The organism is Paenibacillus sp. NPDC058071, from assembly GCF_042885235.1.
GTDB lineage: Bacteria > Bacillota > Bacilli > Paenibacillales > Paenibacillaceae > Pristimantibacillus.
Map to the genome: position 1 here is coordinate 46,487 of NZ_JBHVSK010000017.1, position 16,093 is coordinate 62,579.

The window sequence follows — 16,093 nt, forward strand, 5'->3', positions numbered from 1 at the left end:
ACGGGCGTTGACATTTATGGCACATGAACCGTCTTGACATGGTCAAAGTGCAAGTAGACGGCGTTTCCGCTTGCGGTAGCAAGCTCGATTAAGCTTTGATCGACATTTTTCAGCACGCCTGTTTTGTTAGGATTTTCGCCCAGATCGAGGACGACGAATTCGCCGATCAGCTTTCGCAATTGTTGATCGAACGTGCGGGCAAGCGTAAGCGGTGACGGCTTTAACGGAAATTGCTCCGGAGTAAGCGTATAAGGTGTTACATTTGGATTGTACGGAATTAAATACTTCATATGGTGCAGCGAAATAATGACGGTATGGTAAACCGGTGAGTAGAAAACAAAGAAATCATTCATGACCGTCGTTACATAACCGTGGATCGATTGATTGCCGGTAATATAGATCTCGGAAAACATCCCCTTTGCGTTCATTAATATTTTGCGGTAGGAGACGGGGTCGTTAAAAGCCTCAAAAGGCAATTCCGGTGTCGCGTTCGCGGCTTCAGCAGCTTCAACTTCCTGTTCAGAAAGCCTCAGCTGCTGCAAATGGATAAGCGGAATATATAGAAACTGCGTTCCATTATGCAGTACCAATATATCCTGGCCCCATTCAATCAATTTGCCGCGAATGGGCGACGCCTTTCCGGAAATCTCCAGTTCAACCTGACGATCGAGCAGCGGATGACGGTTTTTCATACGATCAACCTCCTTTCATCCGAAATTCGCGATACGCGGACGGGCGGAACCGGACAAAGGCGAATCACTTTGCCCGGAACCGCGAATCAGTCGCGTTTCCCGAATTATCTGCCCCCGCTACGGTTGCCCTTGCGATTGCCCCCCGAGCGGTTGTTGCCGCCTGTGCGGTTATTGCCTCCCGAACGGTTGTTGTTTCCGCTTTTGTTCTTGTTTTTGTTTTCATTTTTGTTTTCGTTCTTGTTTCCGCTCTTGTTGTCGTTCTTATTGTCGTTTTTGTTGCCATTGGAGCGGTTGCCGCAGGAGTCTTCTTTAGCAATCCAACGAATTTGGTCGTTCAAGATTTGCGTAATTTTTCTTCCGTCTACGACTTTGATCGAATCTTTGCAAACTTCCGCCAGGAAGCCGTCCACTTTATCCGGGCCGCCAGCGCTGACTTTGACGAAATTCTGATCTAGCGCACGCAGCACGCCTTTGAAGTTGTTTGCGTTGATGAAACGGCGATGACGGCAGCCGCCGCTGCTTTTGCAATCCTCTCTGTTTTCCGTAATGCTTTTGATGTGGCTCAGTTGAACGTATTTAATGCCCTCTTTTGTGCAGAGCACCAAATAGTCCGATTTCACCGCGAGCACTTTGCCTTCCAGAGAGTCTGGGCCGCCTTTGTTGATTTTGACGTTTTTGCCAACAAAGTCTTGCAAGCAATCTCTTTCTTTCGGTTTGCTTTTGTGCTCGCTTTTGTGCTCGTTTCTGTGATGATTGCAGCAGTTGTGATCCGAAAAACCAGCATAAGGAGAACCATAAAAACTCATGAATAAATCCCTCCGATAGTTTAATAAATTTTGTTAATAGATAGCCTTTCCTGCCTATAAAACTATCAGCGCTCTTGCGCTTTACTTTTGCCTTCTTGAGCAGGCATCCCTCCAATGCTTGATTCGGTTCATCTATCATGGGAGACGATATGTAATATATTTATATGTATCCCGTATATACGAGGTACTAGATTAATATCTATTTATTGAAGATTATACGAATCACCCATGCGAGCTTAAGAGTCTCCTCATAACTTATAGCATAGAAAACAAAGGAGGAGATTTCATATAATGGAACAAGAAGCTCAACAATTAGTAGGCAGCGGAGGCTCGCGCGGCGGCCGTTCAGGCGGCTCGCGCGGTAATCGTACGGGGGGCTCCCGCGGTAACCGCACTGGCGGTTCGCGCGGCAACCGTTCAGGTTCGGGTGGCAACCGCACTGGCGGTTCACGCGGCAATCGTTCGGGTTCACGTGGCAACCGCACTGGCGGCTCGCGTGGCAACCGTTCAGGTTCGCGCGGCAATCGCACTGGCGGCTCGCGTGGCAACCGTTCAGGTTCACGCGGCAATCGTTCGGGACGCTAAAGCAGCGCCGCTCTTCATTTTGAATGCGGTAAGTGTCAATCAGCCCAGTAACGGAATAAGGTAAATAAGAACAGAAGCCTATCGTCCAACGATAGGCTTTATCTTTTGCCCAAGGGGTGAATCCGACATGGATCAGCTTCCGATACGGAAAATTACGATACAGCCGAGCGATCTTCTCGATCTTCAGGATGCGGAGCGCCGTAACTCGTTCAAGCCCGTTCAAATCGAGATGGATGGGACCGTTCATGAGGCGAGCTTTGGCTTACGCGGAGGCCATACGCTGCATTACCATAAAAAATCGTTCGAGATTAGAGTAGCTGGAGGCCCTATTCTGCACTGGAACGCCGAATTTGACGATCCTTCCATGATTCGTAACGCGCTCTCCTTTCATTTCTTTAATCAGATCGGCGTTCCTTCACCAGATACGAAGCATATAGAAGTTGAAATCAACGGACAGACGCAGGGCGTCTATTTGGAAATCGAATCCGTGGACCGGACTTTTTTTCGGAAAAGAGGCATCGGCTTCCGTTCAATCTTATACGCCGTTAACGACAGCGCCGATTTCAGCTTGATCGATCCGATCACGAAAGGAAGGAAGGAGTCACTATTCGACGGTTATGAAATTCAGCAAGGAAAGTCGACGGTTGCCAGACCGCGCATCGTTCGATTCGTCAGAGGTATTAACCGTCTTAAAGGCCGAACCTTCGCTTCCTTTACAGCCAAGCGGCTCGATATTAATCAATATTTGCTTTGGCTCGCGGGAGCCGTACTGACTGGCAATTACGACGGCTTCGATCAGAACTACGCTTTATACGAACATAAGAAATCGGGAAAATATCGCATCATTCCTTGGGATTACGAGGGGACGTGGGGAAGAAACTGCTACGGGAGGCCTTGCGGAAGCGAACTGGTCCGGCTTGAAGGCTATAATAAGCTGACAGAGAAGCTGTTCTCCTTCGCTTCCTGCCGGGCAAAATACAAGTCGATTATGCGAGAGCTGTTAAAAACCAAATTTACAGTAGAGCGAATCGATCCAGTCATTACAAGCATGTACAAACAGATTACGCCTTCGATCCGCGACGATTTCACGAGAAAAAGCAGCTTCAATACGTTTCTGAACGAGCCTTCCTTTATACTGGACTACATTCGAGAAAGACGAGGATATATAAAAGCGGCCTTGAAGACTTGGAAGTCTTAAAGGCCGCATCCCGTGTATATGATTTTTGCAGACGATTAAAAAATATCCATGCTCAAATAGCGCTCTCCCGTATCCGGGGCGATGCACAGCACGCGTTTGCCTTTGCCAAGCCGTTTCGCCACTTGCATCGCCGCCCAGACAGAAGCGCCCGACGAAGGTCCGAGCAGCAGCCCTTCCAGTCTCGCCAAATCGCGCGTCGTACGAAGCGCGTCCTCGTCCGCCACTTGAATGATCTCATCGTATACGGATGTATTTAATATAGGAGGGATAAAGCCTGGGCTGGTGCCGACCAGCTTATGAGGTCCCGGCTTTCCGCCCGACAACACAGGCGAGCCCTGCGGCTCGACGACGGCGACATAAAGGCCGGGCAATTGTTGCTTCAGCGTCTCCCCGGTGCCGGTAATTGTGCCGCCGGTGCCGGCAGTCGCCACAAATGCGTCCAGCCGCCCTTCCATTTGCTCCAATATTTCAACCGCCGTCGTACGCCGGTGAATATCCGGATTCGCAGCGTTCTCGAATTGGTTCGGAATAAAGCTGCCCGGGTTTTGCCGCTGCAGTTCCAGCGCTTTGGCGATTGAACCCGGCATCCGCTCCGCAGCGGGAGTCAACACAACTTCTGCTCCATAAGCACGCAGCAGCTTGATTCGCTCCTCCGACATATTGTCGGGCATGACCAGAATAAGCCTATACCCTTTTGCCGCAGCGTTCATCGCAAGTCCGATGCCCGTATTGCCGCTTGTCGGTTCAATAATGAGGCTGCCCTCCTGAATGAATCCGGCCTCCTCCGCCGCTTGAATGAGCGATGAAGCAGCTCGGTCTTTTACGCTGCCGCTTGGATTAAATCGTTCCAGCTTGATGTAGACATCCGCACTGCCTTCCTCAGCCAGCGCGTTCAGTTTAACAGCCGGGGTATCGCCAATCAGATCGATAATCGAATTTACAATGCGCATCTTGCTTCACCTCGTTTTACGTACATAAGTAGGAGCTAGAAGAAACGGCCGCATGAAATACCAGCCGGCCACCGGCATAATGCCTACGATGAACATGAGCCACACAATCGCCTGCTCGGAATGGTTGATCGGCAGCAATATCAAGTACCCGCTCAAACCGATCAACCGACCGAGAGTAAGAGCAGCTTCCCGCAAAACAATATATTCCTCGCGGTTGCTTGCCCCCTCCTCCGTCGATCCGATCAGATCAAATACGCGAGAAGTCATCGGAATAATATAAAGCGGCATAAATAACGAAGTTCCTATGCCGAACATAAGAAGCATGGAATAGCTCACGCCCCAAAACAAAGGCATAATCGCTACTCCTAGCAAAAGTGTGCCAGCCAGCATGGCGACGTTGCGGTTGCGCATCGTGAGACGCTTGCCGATCACCCAAAAGCTGACGAGCGCGATCAATGAAGTGAGCAGCGTGTAGTTGCCCAGCTTGCTCTCATTGGAAGTCGCAATATAGACGGTCAATCCGACCAGAAACATAAATACGCCTTCCCGAACGCCTTGCGCCATTACTGCAGCGAACATCCTTCGCCAAGGATTCCCCTTCTCTTGCAGACGCCGAAAGCCGTACGAGAAGCTATAGCGCTCGCTGCCCTTTTCCCGTTTGCGCAACCAGAAGCTAAGCACGCAAGCCACTCCGAAGATGATGAGCGATAGAGTGAAAATCAGTCTGTAGCCGCGTTCTCCGTGCAGAGTCGTTATCAAATAACCGGATATCCAGGGCGCAATCATGCCGCCCGCCGAGCCAAGCAGCCCAGCCCATCCGTTGTAGCGGTCCCGGTTGTCCGGTTCCGTAATTTCAAAGTAAACAACGTTATATGCCAGCCAATAGAAGCCCATTGCCGTGCCGCTCAGCATGCCGAGCGGCACGCCGTAACGCGTCGCCTGCTTGCCTAGCAGCAGCACAGTCAAAAAAAACAGCCCGGACAGCAAAATACCGAGACGCAGGCTGTTCATTTTATTTCCTTCCTTGACCCACTTGCCCGCCAGCCAAAACGTAAGTCCGCCGGCCAAAAACTGGCCGAACGAAAACCATCCGATAAGCAAATAGGAGCCGCTGGCTTTCCATAGATAAACGGGCAAAAACGTACCGGACAATGCATTAGATATAGCGTACAAAGCGTTCACGGCAAGCAGCAGCACTGCTTGAGCATCCAGCTTGCCACCTGTAGAAGGTCGCACCTGCGTCCATTCTTTGCGCGAAGCAGAGCTGGAATTAATCCTGCCGCCCCGTTTCGCCCTAATATTCCCCTGTTCCAAAACGAGACCTCCTATCCGAGAAGCAGACCGCCCTTCCGTCCCCTATTGGACGTCGCGCTGCTGTTCATCTGGAAGAAATACGTTTTGTAAGGTTCCCTAAACGGACGACAAGCATGCTATTGCCGCTTTCCATATCCCGTCAGTTTCTCGGATTAAGCGCGTTTAATAGCTTTTCACGGTCCTTGTAACCGAGCAAGGTCGACGTATGGAAGCAAGAAGGGCATACATACAGCGTCAGTTCAAACGGCGTTTCCAACAATGCCTGTCCGGCGGAAGCGTGGATTGTTGGCGTGAAAGAGTCGTCTACCGTCTGCTTGCCGGCTTCGATCATATATTCCCGGCATGACGGGCATTCCGGCGCTTCCTCTTGATGATCGATAATGCTTTGCAGCGTTTCCTCAGCGGCAAGACGGGATCGGGTCGTTCGGCGAAAGCCTTCTTCGCCTTCCTTATAGCCGCCGCCGTACGATTCATCTTCGTCCTGAGCGTCCCACTCCCGCTCGTCCTCTTCGTTTGCGTCGCCTTCCTCGTCTTCCATACCGATTTGCATCGTTCGATAGCCACTCAGCTCGTTCTCGCAATGCGGACAATACTCTTCAGGACCGATTTCTTCGTCCCAAACGATCTCGGTCATACACCATGGACAAATCGTTTGCTCTTGTTCTTTCATCCCGCTTCCTCCATTCTTCTTGCTATTAAGCAATCATAGTTAAATAGATAATTCCGCCAACAAAAAATAATACCGATATTATTGCAAGAATCCACCATAAATACTTCATTGCCAGCCTCCCGCTATAAAATTACCGTACTTCCGATTACATAGGAGAGCGAAACGGAAATAATCATCGCAATAAATCCGACTGCCCGATTGTCGCGGGCAATCTCGTCGTCGATGCGAAATACCGGCGTCAAAAACTCAAACAAAAAATAAGCAGCCAACAAAATAACGAATCCGAAAGCTCCCCAAATTAAACTTTGATAGATCGAATCGTTCGCTTCGATTGAAAATCGGAAGATGTTGCATATGCCAAAAATTTTACCGCCGGTCGCCATCGCGACGGCCAGATTGCCATTCTTGATCTCGGTCCAGCATTTATACCGAGTCACCCATTCGAAGATAGACAAAAAGACAATAAGGGACAGCACTACAAGCGATACGTATACGAGCGATGCCAAGTATTCGTTGCCGAGCAGCTGATCCACTTCGTTCCTCATCCTTATTCTCACCTCGCCTGTCAGAATGCGGGCGGACGCGTCGCTATTTCAGCTCCGCGACCGTGACCCCGTTGCCGCCTTCGCCATAATTGCCCAGACGATAAGCTTTAACCAAGCTATGCTTGCGCAAATATTGCTGAATGCCGGTCCGCAGAACACCCGTGCCTTTACCGTGGATAATATAGACTTGGCCGAGACCGGACAAATACGATTCGTCTAAGAAACGATCGACCTCGATAATCGCTTCCTCCAAGTTTTCGCCTCTCAAATCGAGCTCCATCCGAACTTGATCGTCTTTCGAACGTTTTAAGCTCGCTGCTTGCTGCTGCGGCTGTTTCTTGGCAGGGGTCGACTTCGACGAAGGAATCAGCTCTAAGTCGTCCAATGAAACCTTCATCTTCATAATGCCAAGCTGTACGGTTGCATCTGTTGCTCCGATCTCGACGACCGTCCCTTTTTGGTTCAGGCTGTATACGGTAACCTCGTCGCCGGCTTCAATTTTTGCCGCTTTTTTGTCGGCTTTGCCCGCCCGCTTCGGCTTTGCCAGCTCAGGCGCAGCATCCTCCAGCCTGCGCTTCGCTTCAATGAGCTTATGCTCCTTGACGGCCGCTCCTTCCTCGAGCGCCAGCTTGCGTAGGTCGGCGATAATTTCGTCCGCCTCGCGTCTTGCTTTCGCCACCGCTTCGCGCGCCTCTTCTTGCGCCTTGAGCAGCAATTTGTCGCGCTGATCCTCGAACTTGCGCAGCTCCGCATCATGCCGCTCACGCTGGCGTTCCATCTCATGCCGCAGCGATTCCGCCGTCTGACGTTCGGATTCGGCGTTAAGCCGATCCTCTTCGAGCGAAGCGATCATATTCTCAACGCGCTGATCCTCTTCACTTACCTCGCCTCGAGCGTGATCGATAATCGATTTGCTTAAACCGAGGCGTTCAGCAATCGCAAAGGCATTGCTTCGTCCCGGTACGCCGACAAGCAGACGATAGGTCGGACTAAGCGTTGCAATATCGAACTCCATGCTGGCGTTAATAACACCCTTACGGTTATACGCATAAGCTTTCAGCTCGCTATAATGCGTTGTCGCTACGATTCGGCTGTCCAATCGATGGATATGCTCTAATATCGCGATAGCGAGCGCGGAGCCTTCCGCTGGATCAGTACCGGCTCCCAATTCGTCTAGCAGCACGAGGCTCTTGGACGTCATCGACCGCAAAATGCGAATAATATTCGTCAAATGGCTGGAGAACGTACTCAAGCTTTGCTCGATACTTTGCTCATCGCCGATATCAGCGTAGATGGCGTCGAACACGCAAAGCTGGCTGCCGTCCTCAGCCGGTACGAATAGTCCCGACATGGCCATCAAGGAAAGCAGTCCGATCGTTTTAAGCGAGACGGTCTTGCCGCCCGTATTCGGACCGGTCACAATAATAGCCGTATATTGATTGCCCAGCTCTACATCAAGCGGAACGACCTTATCCGTTGCGATTAGCGGGTGCCTGCCGCGCTTCAGCTTCAGAAAGCCGCGGTCGTTCATGCGAGGCAGCGTCGCTTTCATCGCATGTGCCATTCTTGCTTTGGCATAAGCAAAGTCCAGCTGGCCGAGCGTTTCTAAGTTATAGAGGAGATCCTCCACATGCTCGCCGACCTGTGCCGTCAGCTTTTGCAATATTTTCTCGATTTCACGCGTTTCCGCCGCTTTCAATTCCCGAAGCTTGTTATTCATCGTTACAATCGCTTCCGGCTCGATAAATAGCGTCGCACCCGAACCAGACTGATCGTGAACGATACCGCCGAAATGCGAGCGGTATTCCGCTTTAACAGGAATAACGTACCGGTCGTTCCGCAGCGTAACAATCGCATCCTGCAGCATTTTCTGAACGGAGCTGGAACGAATCATTTGCTCCAGTTTCTCGCGAACGCGGGATTCTCCGTTGCGCAGCTCTCTGCGGACGGCGGCAAGCTCAGAACTAGCGCTGTCCATAACATCGCCTTGATCATCGATACAGCTGAAAATTTCGTCCTCCAGCGGCTTATGCTCCGTCAGCAGCTCAGCGTTCTGATACAGAAGCGGAATGGGATCGTCTTCATGCAGATTCGCGATATGCTTCTTAACTCTTCTCGCTCCCCGCGACGTTGCAGCGATATCCAGCAACTCCGTCGGATTCAAGGTGCCGCCAATGCGGGCGCGATGCAGCGGCGCGCTAATATCGACGATACCGCCGAACGGCGCAAGCCCTTTCAGCCGATCGGCTTTGTAAGCCTCGTCTGTCGCCTGAAGCGTCAGCTTAACCGCTTCCAGATCGGAACTCGGCGCCAGCTGTCCGGCCACTTTTTTTCCGAGCGAGGTGGCGGCATGCTGCTCTAATTTATGTGTAATTTTATGAAATTCAAGTGTGGATAAAATTTTGCTGTCCACTGTAACACTCCTCTCGCCACTTTATTATAGCCGAACAATTGCCAGGATGCACGATTTGACTGCGGTCCGTTCTAACATTGTGCCGCCATCCGTCAAGGCATCATACATAGCTGCTGCGAATCTGGTCATACTATTGATGAAATCAGCATGATTTTCTTCTCCGACCTTGGCTTGAACCGGCGCTCGGCAGCGACATCGTTAACGCCGTAAGCTGCGATACGCCAAGGTTCAAGCAAAATCCACGCAATTTGAAGGAGGATAAATATGAGCTTTTTAGGCCATGTTGTACGATTTATCGTCTCAGCGCTTGTGCTGATGGTAGTCGGCTGGATCGTTCCCCAATTCAGCGTAGGAGGTTTCTGGAGCGCTCTGTTCCTGGCATTGGTCATTGCGGCGCTCGGCTGGATCGTTGAAGGCATATTCGGCAAAAAAGTTACGCCTTTCGGCCGCGGTATCGTTGGCTTTATCGCCAGTGCGGCCGTCATCTGGCTCGCCCAATTTATCGTCGGAGGCGTCAACGTTACCTGGCTGGGCGCGATTCTCGCAGCACTCGTCATCGGGATCATCGACCTGTTCATTCCGGTCAGCACCCCATACGAGGCTGGACGAAGCAGCAGACGCGAAGATTAATTGCCCCAGTGATGAGCGACACATGGCAGCATAAGGGTTAGGTTGCGCCCTTTGCTGCCATTTTTATTTTGATTTCGCCGGCTGCTTGGAGCCGCTTGGACATAAGCGTTTAATTTCATTATTTTGTCACTCAACCATTAGGCATGCCACTGTCTTATGCGATACAATGATCTAGAATTCATAATGGATAAGCTGTGCAGAAAGGGGAGTTTCACAATGAAAAAATGGGCTATGCTTGCGGCAACGCTTTGCTTTGTTTTTGTTATCGCAGCTTGCGGCGGCAACGCGAACAAACCGGCGAGCGGACAAAGCGGCGTAATCGAGCCGGATACGGCGGCACCGGAAGTCGTTATTAAAGCGAAAAACTGGGAATTCGATCAAGCCGAATATAAAATTAAAGCGGGCGAAAATATCAATTTAAAGCTCGAGTCGACGGAAGGCGTACACGGTATTCGTATTTCCAAAACGAAAATCCAAATCGATAACAACAAGACGCAAACCATTTCGCTCGATGCAGGCGAATACGAAATCAGCTGCTACATTCCATGCGGCGGCGGCCATACGAAAATGAAGTCAAAGCTGATCGTCGAATAATTCGGCGGCAACCGGTCCCCCTTGCGGGTGCCGGTTTTTTTATGCGCAAAAAGGACGGCGCCGGTTGTCGAAATGCCGGTCCGTCCTTTTATTGATCGTATTAGCTTTGCTCGATGAGCTCGATCCATTCATTAAACTCGGTCTGCAGCTTGCGATACTCTTGCAGCAGCTTCTCGTACTTGTCGGCAGTCTCAGCCTGCTCTTTCTCCAGGCTCTGCAGCCTTTCCGCCGCTTCATCGCGTTCTGCAGCCAGCAACTCTGCCTGTTCGTCCCGCTCACCGGTTTGCGCTGCCGCTGCGGCGGCCTGTTCCAGCGCCGTCTCCAACTGCTCTCGCAGCAATTTCTCTTGTGACGCCCGCTCCCGTTCCGCAGTCTCCAGCCGATCCGCTTCTGCTTGCCACTGTGACAGCTGCGACTGCTCCTTCTCCAAACGTTCGGTCAGCTCTTGCTCTCTGGAGAGCGAAGCTTCCAACTGCTGAGTGCCAATCCGCTCGCGGGCAGCTGTCAGTTCCAACTGCTCGGTCAACTCGCGCTTATGTACATTCAGCGCCTCAAGCTCATCCAATTGCTCCAATTCCCGCATTTCGGCATGTTCGATGGCGGCTTGCTGCTCCTGGAGCTGTTCCTGAAGCTGTTCTTTCAGTTGCAGCTGCTGATCCGTTTGCTTGCGAATGAGTTCCTCGAAACTTTCCTCAGCCTCCAACTGCTTGGCGGCAATCCGCCGACCATGCTCTTCCGCTTGTTCCCGCAGTTGAAGCGCAAAGTCTTCCCGCTCGGCGGCAAGCTCACGTTCCAGCTCCTTATGCCGGCTTTCCAGCGCATCGTATTGCTCCAGCTGCTGCAGCTGCAACTCCTCGGTCTGACGGCGATGCTCCTCTTCCAGCTGTTCAAGCCGCTCTCGTCCGGTTCGCTCCAGTTCGGCCCGCAGTTCTTCGTACAGACGATCCTGTTCATGCCGCTGCTCTTCGCCGCGCAGTCTCTCGTCTTGCAGTTCTTGCTCTTGCTCATGCAGCCTACGCTCTAGCTCCGCTAGCTTTTCAGCCGAACGGCTCCGTTCAGTGTCCGCTGCTTCCGCCGTTTCTGCCTGCCGCTGCTCCAACTCGGCCAGCTTCTCTTCGAACAGTCGCTGGGCTTCTGTAAGCTTTTCCCCGTGAAGCCGTTCCAGCTCGTCGCTGTCGCTTTTCCGCTGGCGCTCCGCTTGCTCGCGTTCTTCTTCGCGTTCAATTTCAAGCTCCAGCAGCTTCTCCTCATGCTCGCGGCTTTGCGTTTCAAGCTGTCCCTGCCGTTCGGCCAGCGCCTGTTCCCATTCGTTCTTCAAATCGAGGTAGCGAATATCCCATCCCGAACGTTCCTCTTCGAAACGGACAGCCGCTTCGGCTGCATCCGCAGCTTCCTGCTCGTACTGCGCCCGCAGCCGATCTAATTCCGATTCAAGCTGCAATAGCCGTTCTTCGTCAACCGACTGCCGCTCGAGCCTAGACGCAGCTTCTTCCTCAAGCTGTCCGATTCGCGCGGAAGCCTCATTGTTGCGCTGCGTCCACTGCTCCTCATCGGACTCCAGCTCAGTCAGTCTCGCTTCTTTCTCTCCCAGCTGTTGCTCAATCGATTGCAACGAGGCGCGAAGCGCTTCCTCCTGCTCCATCGCTTGCATGAGATGATCATCGGCCGCTTGAATCCGCTGCTCGAACGATGATTTCTCCTGTTCCCAGCCCTGCTTGATCTCCGCAGCCTGCGATTGAAGCGCTGCTCGTTCTTCCTGCCAAGCGCTGCTTTGCCGTTCGATATCGGCCCTTAACTGCTGCTCCTTCTCCAGTGCCAGCCTTTCCTTCTCAGCCGACTCCGCGAGCAGCTCGCTCTCGCGCTTATTCCGTTCTTCCTGCCACTGCAGTCTCTCTTCCGCAACCTTCGCGGCAGCCGACTGCTCCGCTTGCTCCGCCGCTTCGACCGCCAACTGCTGGCCGAGCTCGTTCGCTTGCTCCAGCTCCGCTTTAAGCGCCTCAATGGCCGCCGAAGCCTCCGCCTTCGCCAAGCTAAGCTGTTCCGCTGACTCCATCTGCGTCAAGCGCAGTCGTTCGGACGACTCTTCCTGTGTCAAGCGCAATTGCTCCGCTGACTCTTCCTTCACCAAACGCAGCTGTTCTGCGGAATCGGCCTGTACCATACGCAGTTTTTCAGATAATTCGGCCTCCGCAAGACGCAGCCGTTCAGAGGATTCCTCCTGCGCCAAGCGCAGCAACTCTGCTGACTCAGCTTCAGCGCGGGCAACCCGCGCTTCCGCTTCCTCCTGTGCCAGACGCCGCTGCTCCGCTGACTCAGCCTCGACGCGGGCAATCCGTTCTTCCGCTTCCTCCTGCGCCAGACGCAGCTGCTCCGCTGACTCAGCCTCGGCGCGTGCAAACCTCGCTTCCGCTTCCTCCTGCGCCAAGCGCAGCAGCTCTGCTGACTCTGCTTCAGTGCGGGCAACCCGTGCTTCCGCTTCCTCCTGTGCCAGACGCAGCTGCTCCGCTGACTCAGCCTTGGCGCGGGCAATCCGCGCTTCCGATTCCGCCTGCTGCACAGTTAGCAGCTCGGCAGCGGTTGCTTGCTCCTGCTTCAGCCGTTCCGCCGCTTCCTCGCGCTCGCGCGCAAGCTTCGCATCCGCTTCGGCTTGCCGAATCTCAAGCAGCTTAGCCGTCTCTTCCTGTTCCTGCGCTAGCCTAGCCGCCGCTTCTTCAAGTGACGAGGTCAGCCTTGAGGCTGCCTCTTCGGCCAACCGGGCCAGCTTTGCTTCGTGAGCAGCATCGTGCTCCGCAAGCTCTCGCGCAGCTTCCAACCTAGCCGCATCCAGCTCAGACTGCAAGCCTGCCGTCAGGCTGTTCGCTTGCTCAAGCTTCTCGGCGAGCACCAGCCGCTTCGCTTCGGAATCGTGCAAGGTGTCGTTCTCCCGGCGCAGCCGGAATACTTCCTCTGTAATTTGAACGGCTGCAAGCACCGCCAGCTTCGGCATATCTAGCCGGGGATAGCTGGCCGCCAGTTTTTTCATGCTGTCGTCAATGGCGCTGGCCACTCTCTTCATATATTCAACGTTGGAATGACCCTTCAGCTTATATTGGTGTCCATATATGTCAACGGTTACGACGGTTTGATCATTATCCATGATAGGTTGTCCTCCTATTGTCGTTCTCTCGCTTGCCTGTTCTATGATGAGAAGAAAAAAATCGCATCGAAAGCTCGCTAGGAACTATTTCGATGCGACTTTGGAGGTTTCCTGCCTACTTTCTCAATTCTGCGGCAAAAGATTGCTCAAGCTCCGCAACGACTTTGCCGTGTAGCTCCGTTACCTCTTCATCGGTCAATGTGCGCTCCGCGTGGCGATAAACGAGCGATAATGCAACGCTCTTCTTATCGGCACCAAGCTTCTCGCCCGTGAAGACGTCGAATACGCGAACCGATTCCAGCAGCTCGCCTGCCGTCGCCCAAACGGAGGAGGTCAGGCTAGAAGCCGGAACGGCTTGATCCAGCAGGACAGCGATATCACGCTGCATCGCCGGATAGCGCGGCAGCGAGCGGTAGACGATATCGAAATCGGCCAGCTCGTAAAGCTCATCCAGTTCGATTTCAAGCACGTACGTATCGGCCAAATCGCTTTCCAGTTGAAGCGCCGGATGAAGCTGTCCAACATAACCAATCGTTTGCGTTCCTCTTGCCGTCTCGATTTGAACGGCAGCCGTTCTTCCCGGATGGAAGTGAGCAGGCTGAGCCGGTACGAAATGGATTTTATCCGTTAAGCCCAACACCTGGAATACCGTCTCCAGTATCCCTTTCGCATCGTAGAAATCGACTGGAACGGCTTTCGCATTCCATTGCGCTTCGACGCGATTGCCGGTCAACAGCGCTGCGAAGCGGTGTTTCTCTTGCGGCAGGCGGGTCAAACGTTCCTCATCGGTATGGAACACGCTGCCGATTTCAAAGATCGCCGCCGACTCGTTTTTACGGTTGCGGTTGTAGGCAGCCGTCTCCAGCAGCTGCGCAATGAGTGTCGTGCGGAGTACGCTGCGGTCCTCGCTCATCGGCATTGCCAGCGTGACCGGCTTCAGCCCAGCAGCAGTCAAATCCGAGAAGAGCTGCGTACGCTGCGGACTCGTGAACGAATAGCTGACCACCTCATGGATACCGGCATCGGTCAACCGTTTACGCAGCTCACGGCGGATCGCCTGCGGCTTCGTCAGCGCGCCCGGCGTCAAATCGCCGTGGATTGGCGTCGTCGGGATATTGTCATAGCCGAACAGCCGCGCCACTTCCTCGATCAAATCAACGTCGCGTGTAATATCTCCGCGCCGCGTCGGAACCGTAACACTGAATTGACCGTTGTCGCCCAGCGAATACGAGAATCCAAGACGTTCGAAGATCGTTTGTACTTCCAGCTTGGAAAGCTCCGTACCCAGATAGCCGTTTACTTTCGCAAGCGAAACGTCAATCGTTGCTGCTTTCGCTTCCGCCGTTTTTTCCTCAACAATACCGTCGGTTACCAAGCCTTCAGCCAATTCCGCAATGAGAGCCGCCGCGCGGTTCAATGCAGGGATAACGCCCGCTGGATCGACTTCCTTCTCAAAGCGGATGCTTGATTCCGAACGAAGGCCAAGCTGACGCGACGTTTTGCGCACGGTGCCGCCGTCGAATTTCGCCGCTTCCAGCAAAATATTAACGGTGCCGTTTTCGACCTCAGAGTTGGCTCCGCCCATAACGCCAGCCAACGCTACCGGCTTCTCGCCGTCTGTGATGACCAGCATCTGCGGCTCCAGCTTGCGTTCTTGACCGTCCAGCGTCTCCAGCGTCTCGCCTTCTTTAGCAAGGCGGACATCGATGCGGCCTGTCGTGATTTTATCAGCGTCGAACGCGTGCAGCGGCTGTCCGTATTCGAGCATAACGAAGTTCGTCACGTCGACAACATTGCTGATCGGACGAATGCCTGCTGCAATGAGCTTGTTTTGCAGCCAAAGCGGCGATGGACCGATTTTTACGCCTTTAATATAACGAACACTGTAATGGGAACAGAAGTCAGGCGAGCTGATACTCACCGAAATCCGGCTGTCCGTGCGCTCCGCCGCGCCGTTTACCGCAGGCTCCGGCAAGCGTACCGGACGGCCGGTCAAAGCGCCGACTTCGTAGGCGACGCCCAGCATGCTCAGGCAGTCCGAGCGGTTCGGCGTCAAGTCCAGCTCCAGCACTTCGTTGTCCAATCCGAGCACCTCGCTGATCGGCGTACCGATCTTCGTCGATGCTGGCAGCACCAGAATGCCTTCTTGCTGTTCCTTCGGCAGCAGCTTGTCGTTAATGCCAAGCTCCTTCGCCGAGCAGATCATCCCTTGCGATTCGACGCCGCGCAGCTTCGCCCGCTTAATTTTCAGTCCGTCCGGCAGGCTTGCTCCTACCGTAGCAACGGGAACGAGCTGTCCTGCATCGACGTTCTTTGCGCCGCAAACGATCTGCAGCTCTTCGCCCGTACCGACGTCCACTTTACAGACGTTCAGCTTATCCGCGTCCGGATGCTTTTCCTTCGCCAGAACGAAACCGACAACTACGCCGGTAACTCCCTTGTTCAGCGACTCTACGCCGTCGATCTCGATGCCGCCGCTCGTCATTTTCTCGGCCAGCTCATCGCCGGTCAAGCCGGACAAATCGATATATTCATTCAACCAATTATAGGATACTTTCAT

The 16,093-nt window shown here is 53.3% G+C and carries 13 protein-coding genes; 4 read left to right on the forward strand and 9 right to left on the reverse strand.

Going from position 1 to position 16,093, the window contains the following annotated elements; translation table 11 throughout:
• Positions 1-14: 14 nt before the first annotated feature.
• Both ACFVTB_RS22285 and ACFVTB_RS22290 read right to left on the reverse strand, forming a co-directional pair.
• Positions 15-692 (reverse strand): DUF2642 domain-containing protein, encoded by a 678-nt coding sequence (locus ACFVTB_RS22285; protein WP_387754179.1) that lies wholly within the window; start codon positions 690-692, stop codon positions 15-17.
• A 104-nt stretch (positions 693-796) separates the two neighbouring features.
• Positions 797-1,498 carry a DUF6897 domain-containing protein gene (locus tag ACFVTB_RS22290; RefSeq protein ID WP_387754181.1) on the reverse strand — a complete coding sequence of 234 codons (702 nt, stop codon included), beginning with the start codon at positions 1,496-1,498 and terminating at the stop codon, positions 797-799.
• 427 nt (positions 1,499-1,925) lie between these two features.
• Between ACFVTB_RS22290 and ACFVTB_RS22295 the strand changes: the two genes are divergently transcribed.
• Complete coding sequence (locus ACFVTB_RS22295; RefSeq protein ID WP_387754184.1) at positions 1,926-2,147, forward strand: hypothetical protein; 222 nt, start codon at positions 1,926-1,928, stop codon at positions 2,145-2,147.
• Between the two features lie 63 nt (positions 2,148-2,210).
• Complete coding sequence (locus ACFVTB_RS22300; protein ID WP_387754187.1) at positions 2,211-3,281, forward strand: CotH kinase family protein; 1,071 nt, start codon at positions 2,211-2,213, stop codon at positions 3,279-3,281.
• 35 nt (positions 3,282-3,316) lie between these two features.
• On the opposite strand, the gene cysK is transcribed toward ACFVTB_RS22300, so the two are convergent.
• The 5 genes from cysK to ACFVTB_RS22325 all read right to left on the reverse strand — a co-directional run bounded on the left by cysK (position 3,317) and on the right by ACFVTB_RS22325 (position 9,173).
• Positions 3,317-4,231, reverse strand: coding sequence for a cysteine synthase A (gene cysK, locus ACFVTB_RS22305; RefSeq protein WP_387754189.1), 915 nt, complete (start codon positions 4,229-4,231; stop codon positions 3,317-3,319).
• Between the two features lie 6 nt (positions 4,232-4,237).
• Positions 4,238-5,545 (reverse strand): MFS transporter, encoded by a 1,308-nt coding sequence (locus ACFVTB_RS22310; protein ID WP_387754192.1) that lies wholly within the window; start codon positions 5,543-5,545, stop codon positions 4,238-4,240.
• A 139-nt stretch (positions 5,546-5,684) separates the two neighbouring features.
• Entirely contained in the window at positions 5,685-6,215 is a 531-nt protein-coding gene (locus ACFVTB_RS22315; RefSeq protein ID WP_387754195.1) for a hypothetical protein, read from the reverse strand.
• 122 nt (positions 6,216-6,337) lie between these two features.
• Positions 6,338-6,760 (reverse strand): DUF350 domain-containing protein, encoded by a 423-nt coding sequence (locus ACFVTB_RS22320; protein WP_387754198.1) that lies wholly within the window; start codon positions 6,758-6,760, stop codon positions 6,338-6,340.
• A 43-nt stretch (positions 6,761-6,803) separates the two neighbouring features.
• Positions 6,804-9,173 carry an endonuclease MutS2 gene (locus ACFVTB_RS22325; protein ID WP_387754200.1) on the reverse strand — a complete coding sequence of 790 codons (2,370 nt, stop codon included), beginning with the start codon at positions 9,171-9,173 and terminating at the stop codon, positions 6,804-6,806.
• 264 nt (positions 9,174-9,437) lie between these two features.
• Here ACFVTB_RS22325 and ACFVTB_RS22330 point away from each other — a divergent pair, with 264 nt between their 5' ends.
• Together ACFVTB_RS22330 and ACFVTB_RS22335 are read left to right on the forward strand one after the other, a co-directional pair.
• A complete protein-coding gene (locus tag ACFVTB_RS22330; RefSeq protein ID WP_387754203.1) occupies positions 9,438-9,803 on the forward strand; it encodes a phage holin family protein in 366 nt (121 codons plus the stop codon).
• Positions 9,804-10,019: 216 nt separating this feature from the next.
• On the forward strand, positions 10,020-10,397 hold the full coding sequence (locus ACFVTB_RS22335; protein ID WP_387754205.1) for a cupredoxin domain-containing protein: 378 nt from the start codon (positions 10,020-10,022) through the stop codon (positions 10,395-10,397).
• A 100-nt stretch (positions 10,398-10,497) separates the two neighbouring features.
• Here ACFVTB_RS22335 and zapA read toward each other — a convergent pair whose 3' ends face one another.
• Complete coding sequence (gene zapA / locus ACFVTB_RS22340; RefSeq protein ID WP_387754208.1) at positions 10,498-13,533, reverse strand: cell division protein ZapA; 3,036 nt, start codon at positions 13,531-13,533, stop codon at positions 10,498-10,500.
• Positions 13,534-13,648: 115 nt separating this feature from the next.
• A complete protein-coding gene (pheT, locus tag ACFVTB_RS22345) occupies positions 13,649-16,093 on the reverse strand; it encodes a phenylalanine--tRNA ligase subunit beta (protein WP_387754210.1) in 2,445 nt (814 codons plus the stop codon).

Coding starts and splice junctions, on each gene's coding strand:
- ACFVTB_RS22285 (WP_387754179.1), bottom strand. CDS start 692: ATGAAAAACCGTCATCCGCTGCTCGATCGTCAGGTTGAACTGGAGATT.
- ACFVTB_RS22315 (WP_387754195.1), bottom strand. CDS start 6,215: ATGAAAGAACAAGAGCAAACGATTTGTCCATGGTGTATGACCGAGATC.
- ACFVTB_RS22300 (WP_387754187.1), top strand. CDS start 2,211: ATGGATCAGCTTCCGATACGGAAAATTACGATACAGCCGAGCGATCTT.
- ACFVTB_RS22330 (WP_387754203.1), top strand. CDS start 9,438: ATGAGCTTTTTAGGCCATGTTGTACGATTTATCGTCTCAGCGCTTGTG.
- pheT (WP_387754210.1), bottom strand. CDS start 16,093: ATGAAAGTATCCTATAATTGGTTGAATGAATATATCGATTTGTCCGGC.
- zapA (WP_387754208.1), bottom strand. CDS start 13,533: ATGGATAATGATCAAACCGTCGTAACCGTTGACATATATGGACACCAA.
- ACFVTB_RS22335 (WP_387754205.1), top strand. CDS start 10,020: ATGAAAAAATGGGCTATGCTTGCGGCAACGCTTTGCTTTGTTTTTGTT.
- ACFVTB_RS22290 (WP_387754181.1), bottom strand. CDS start 1,498: ATGAGTTTTTATGGTTCTCCTTATGCTGGTTTTTCGGATCACAACTGC.
- ACFVTB_RS22320 (WP_387754198.1), bottom strand. CDS start 6,760: ATGAGGAACGAAGTGGATCAGCTGCTCGGCAACGAATACTTGGCATCG.
- cysK (WP_387754189.1), bottom strand. CDS start 4,231: ATGCGCATTGTAAATTCGATTATCGATCTGATTGGCGATACCCCGGCT.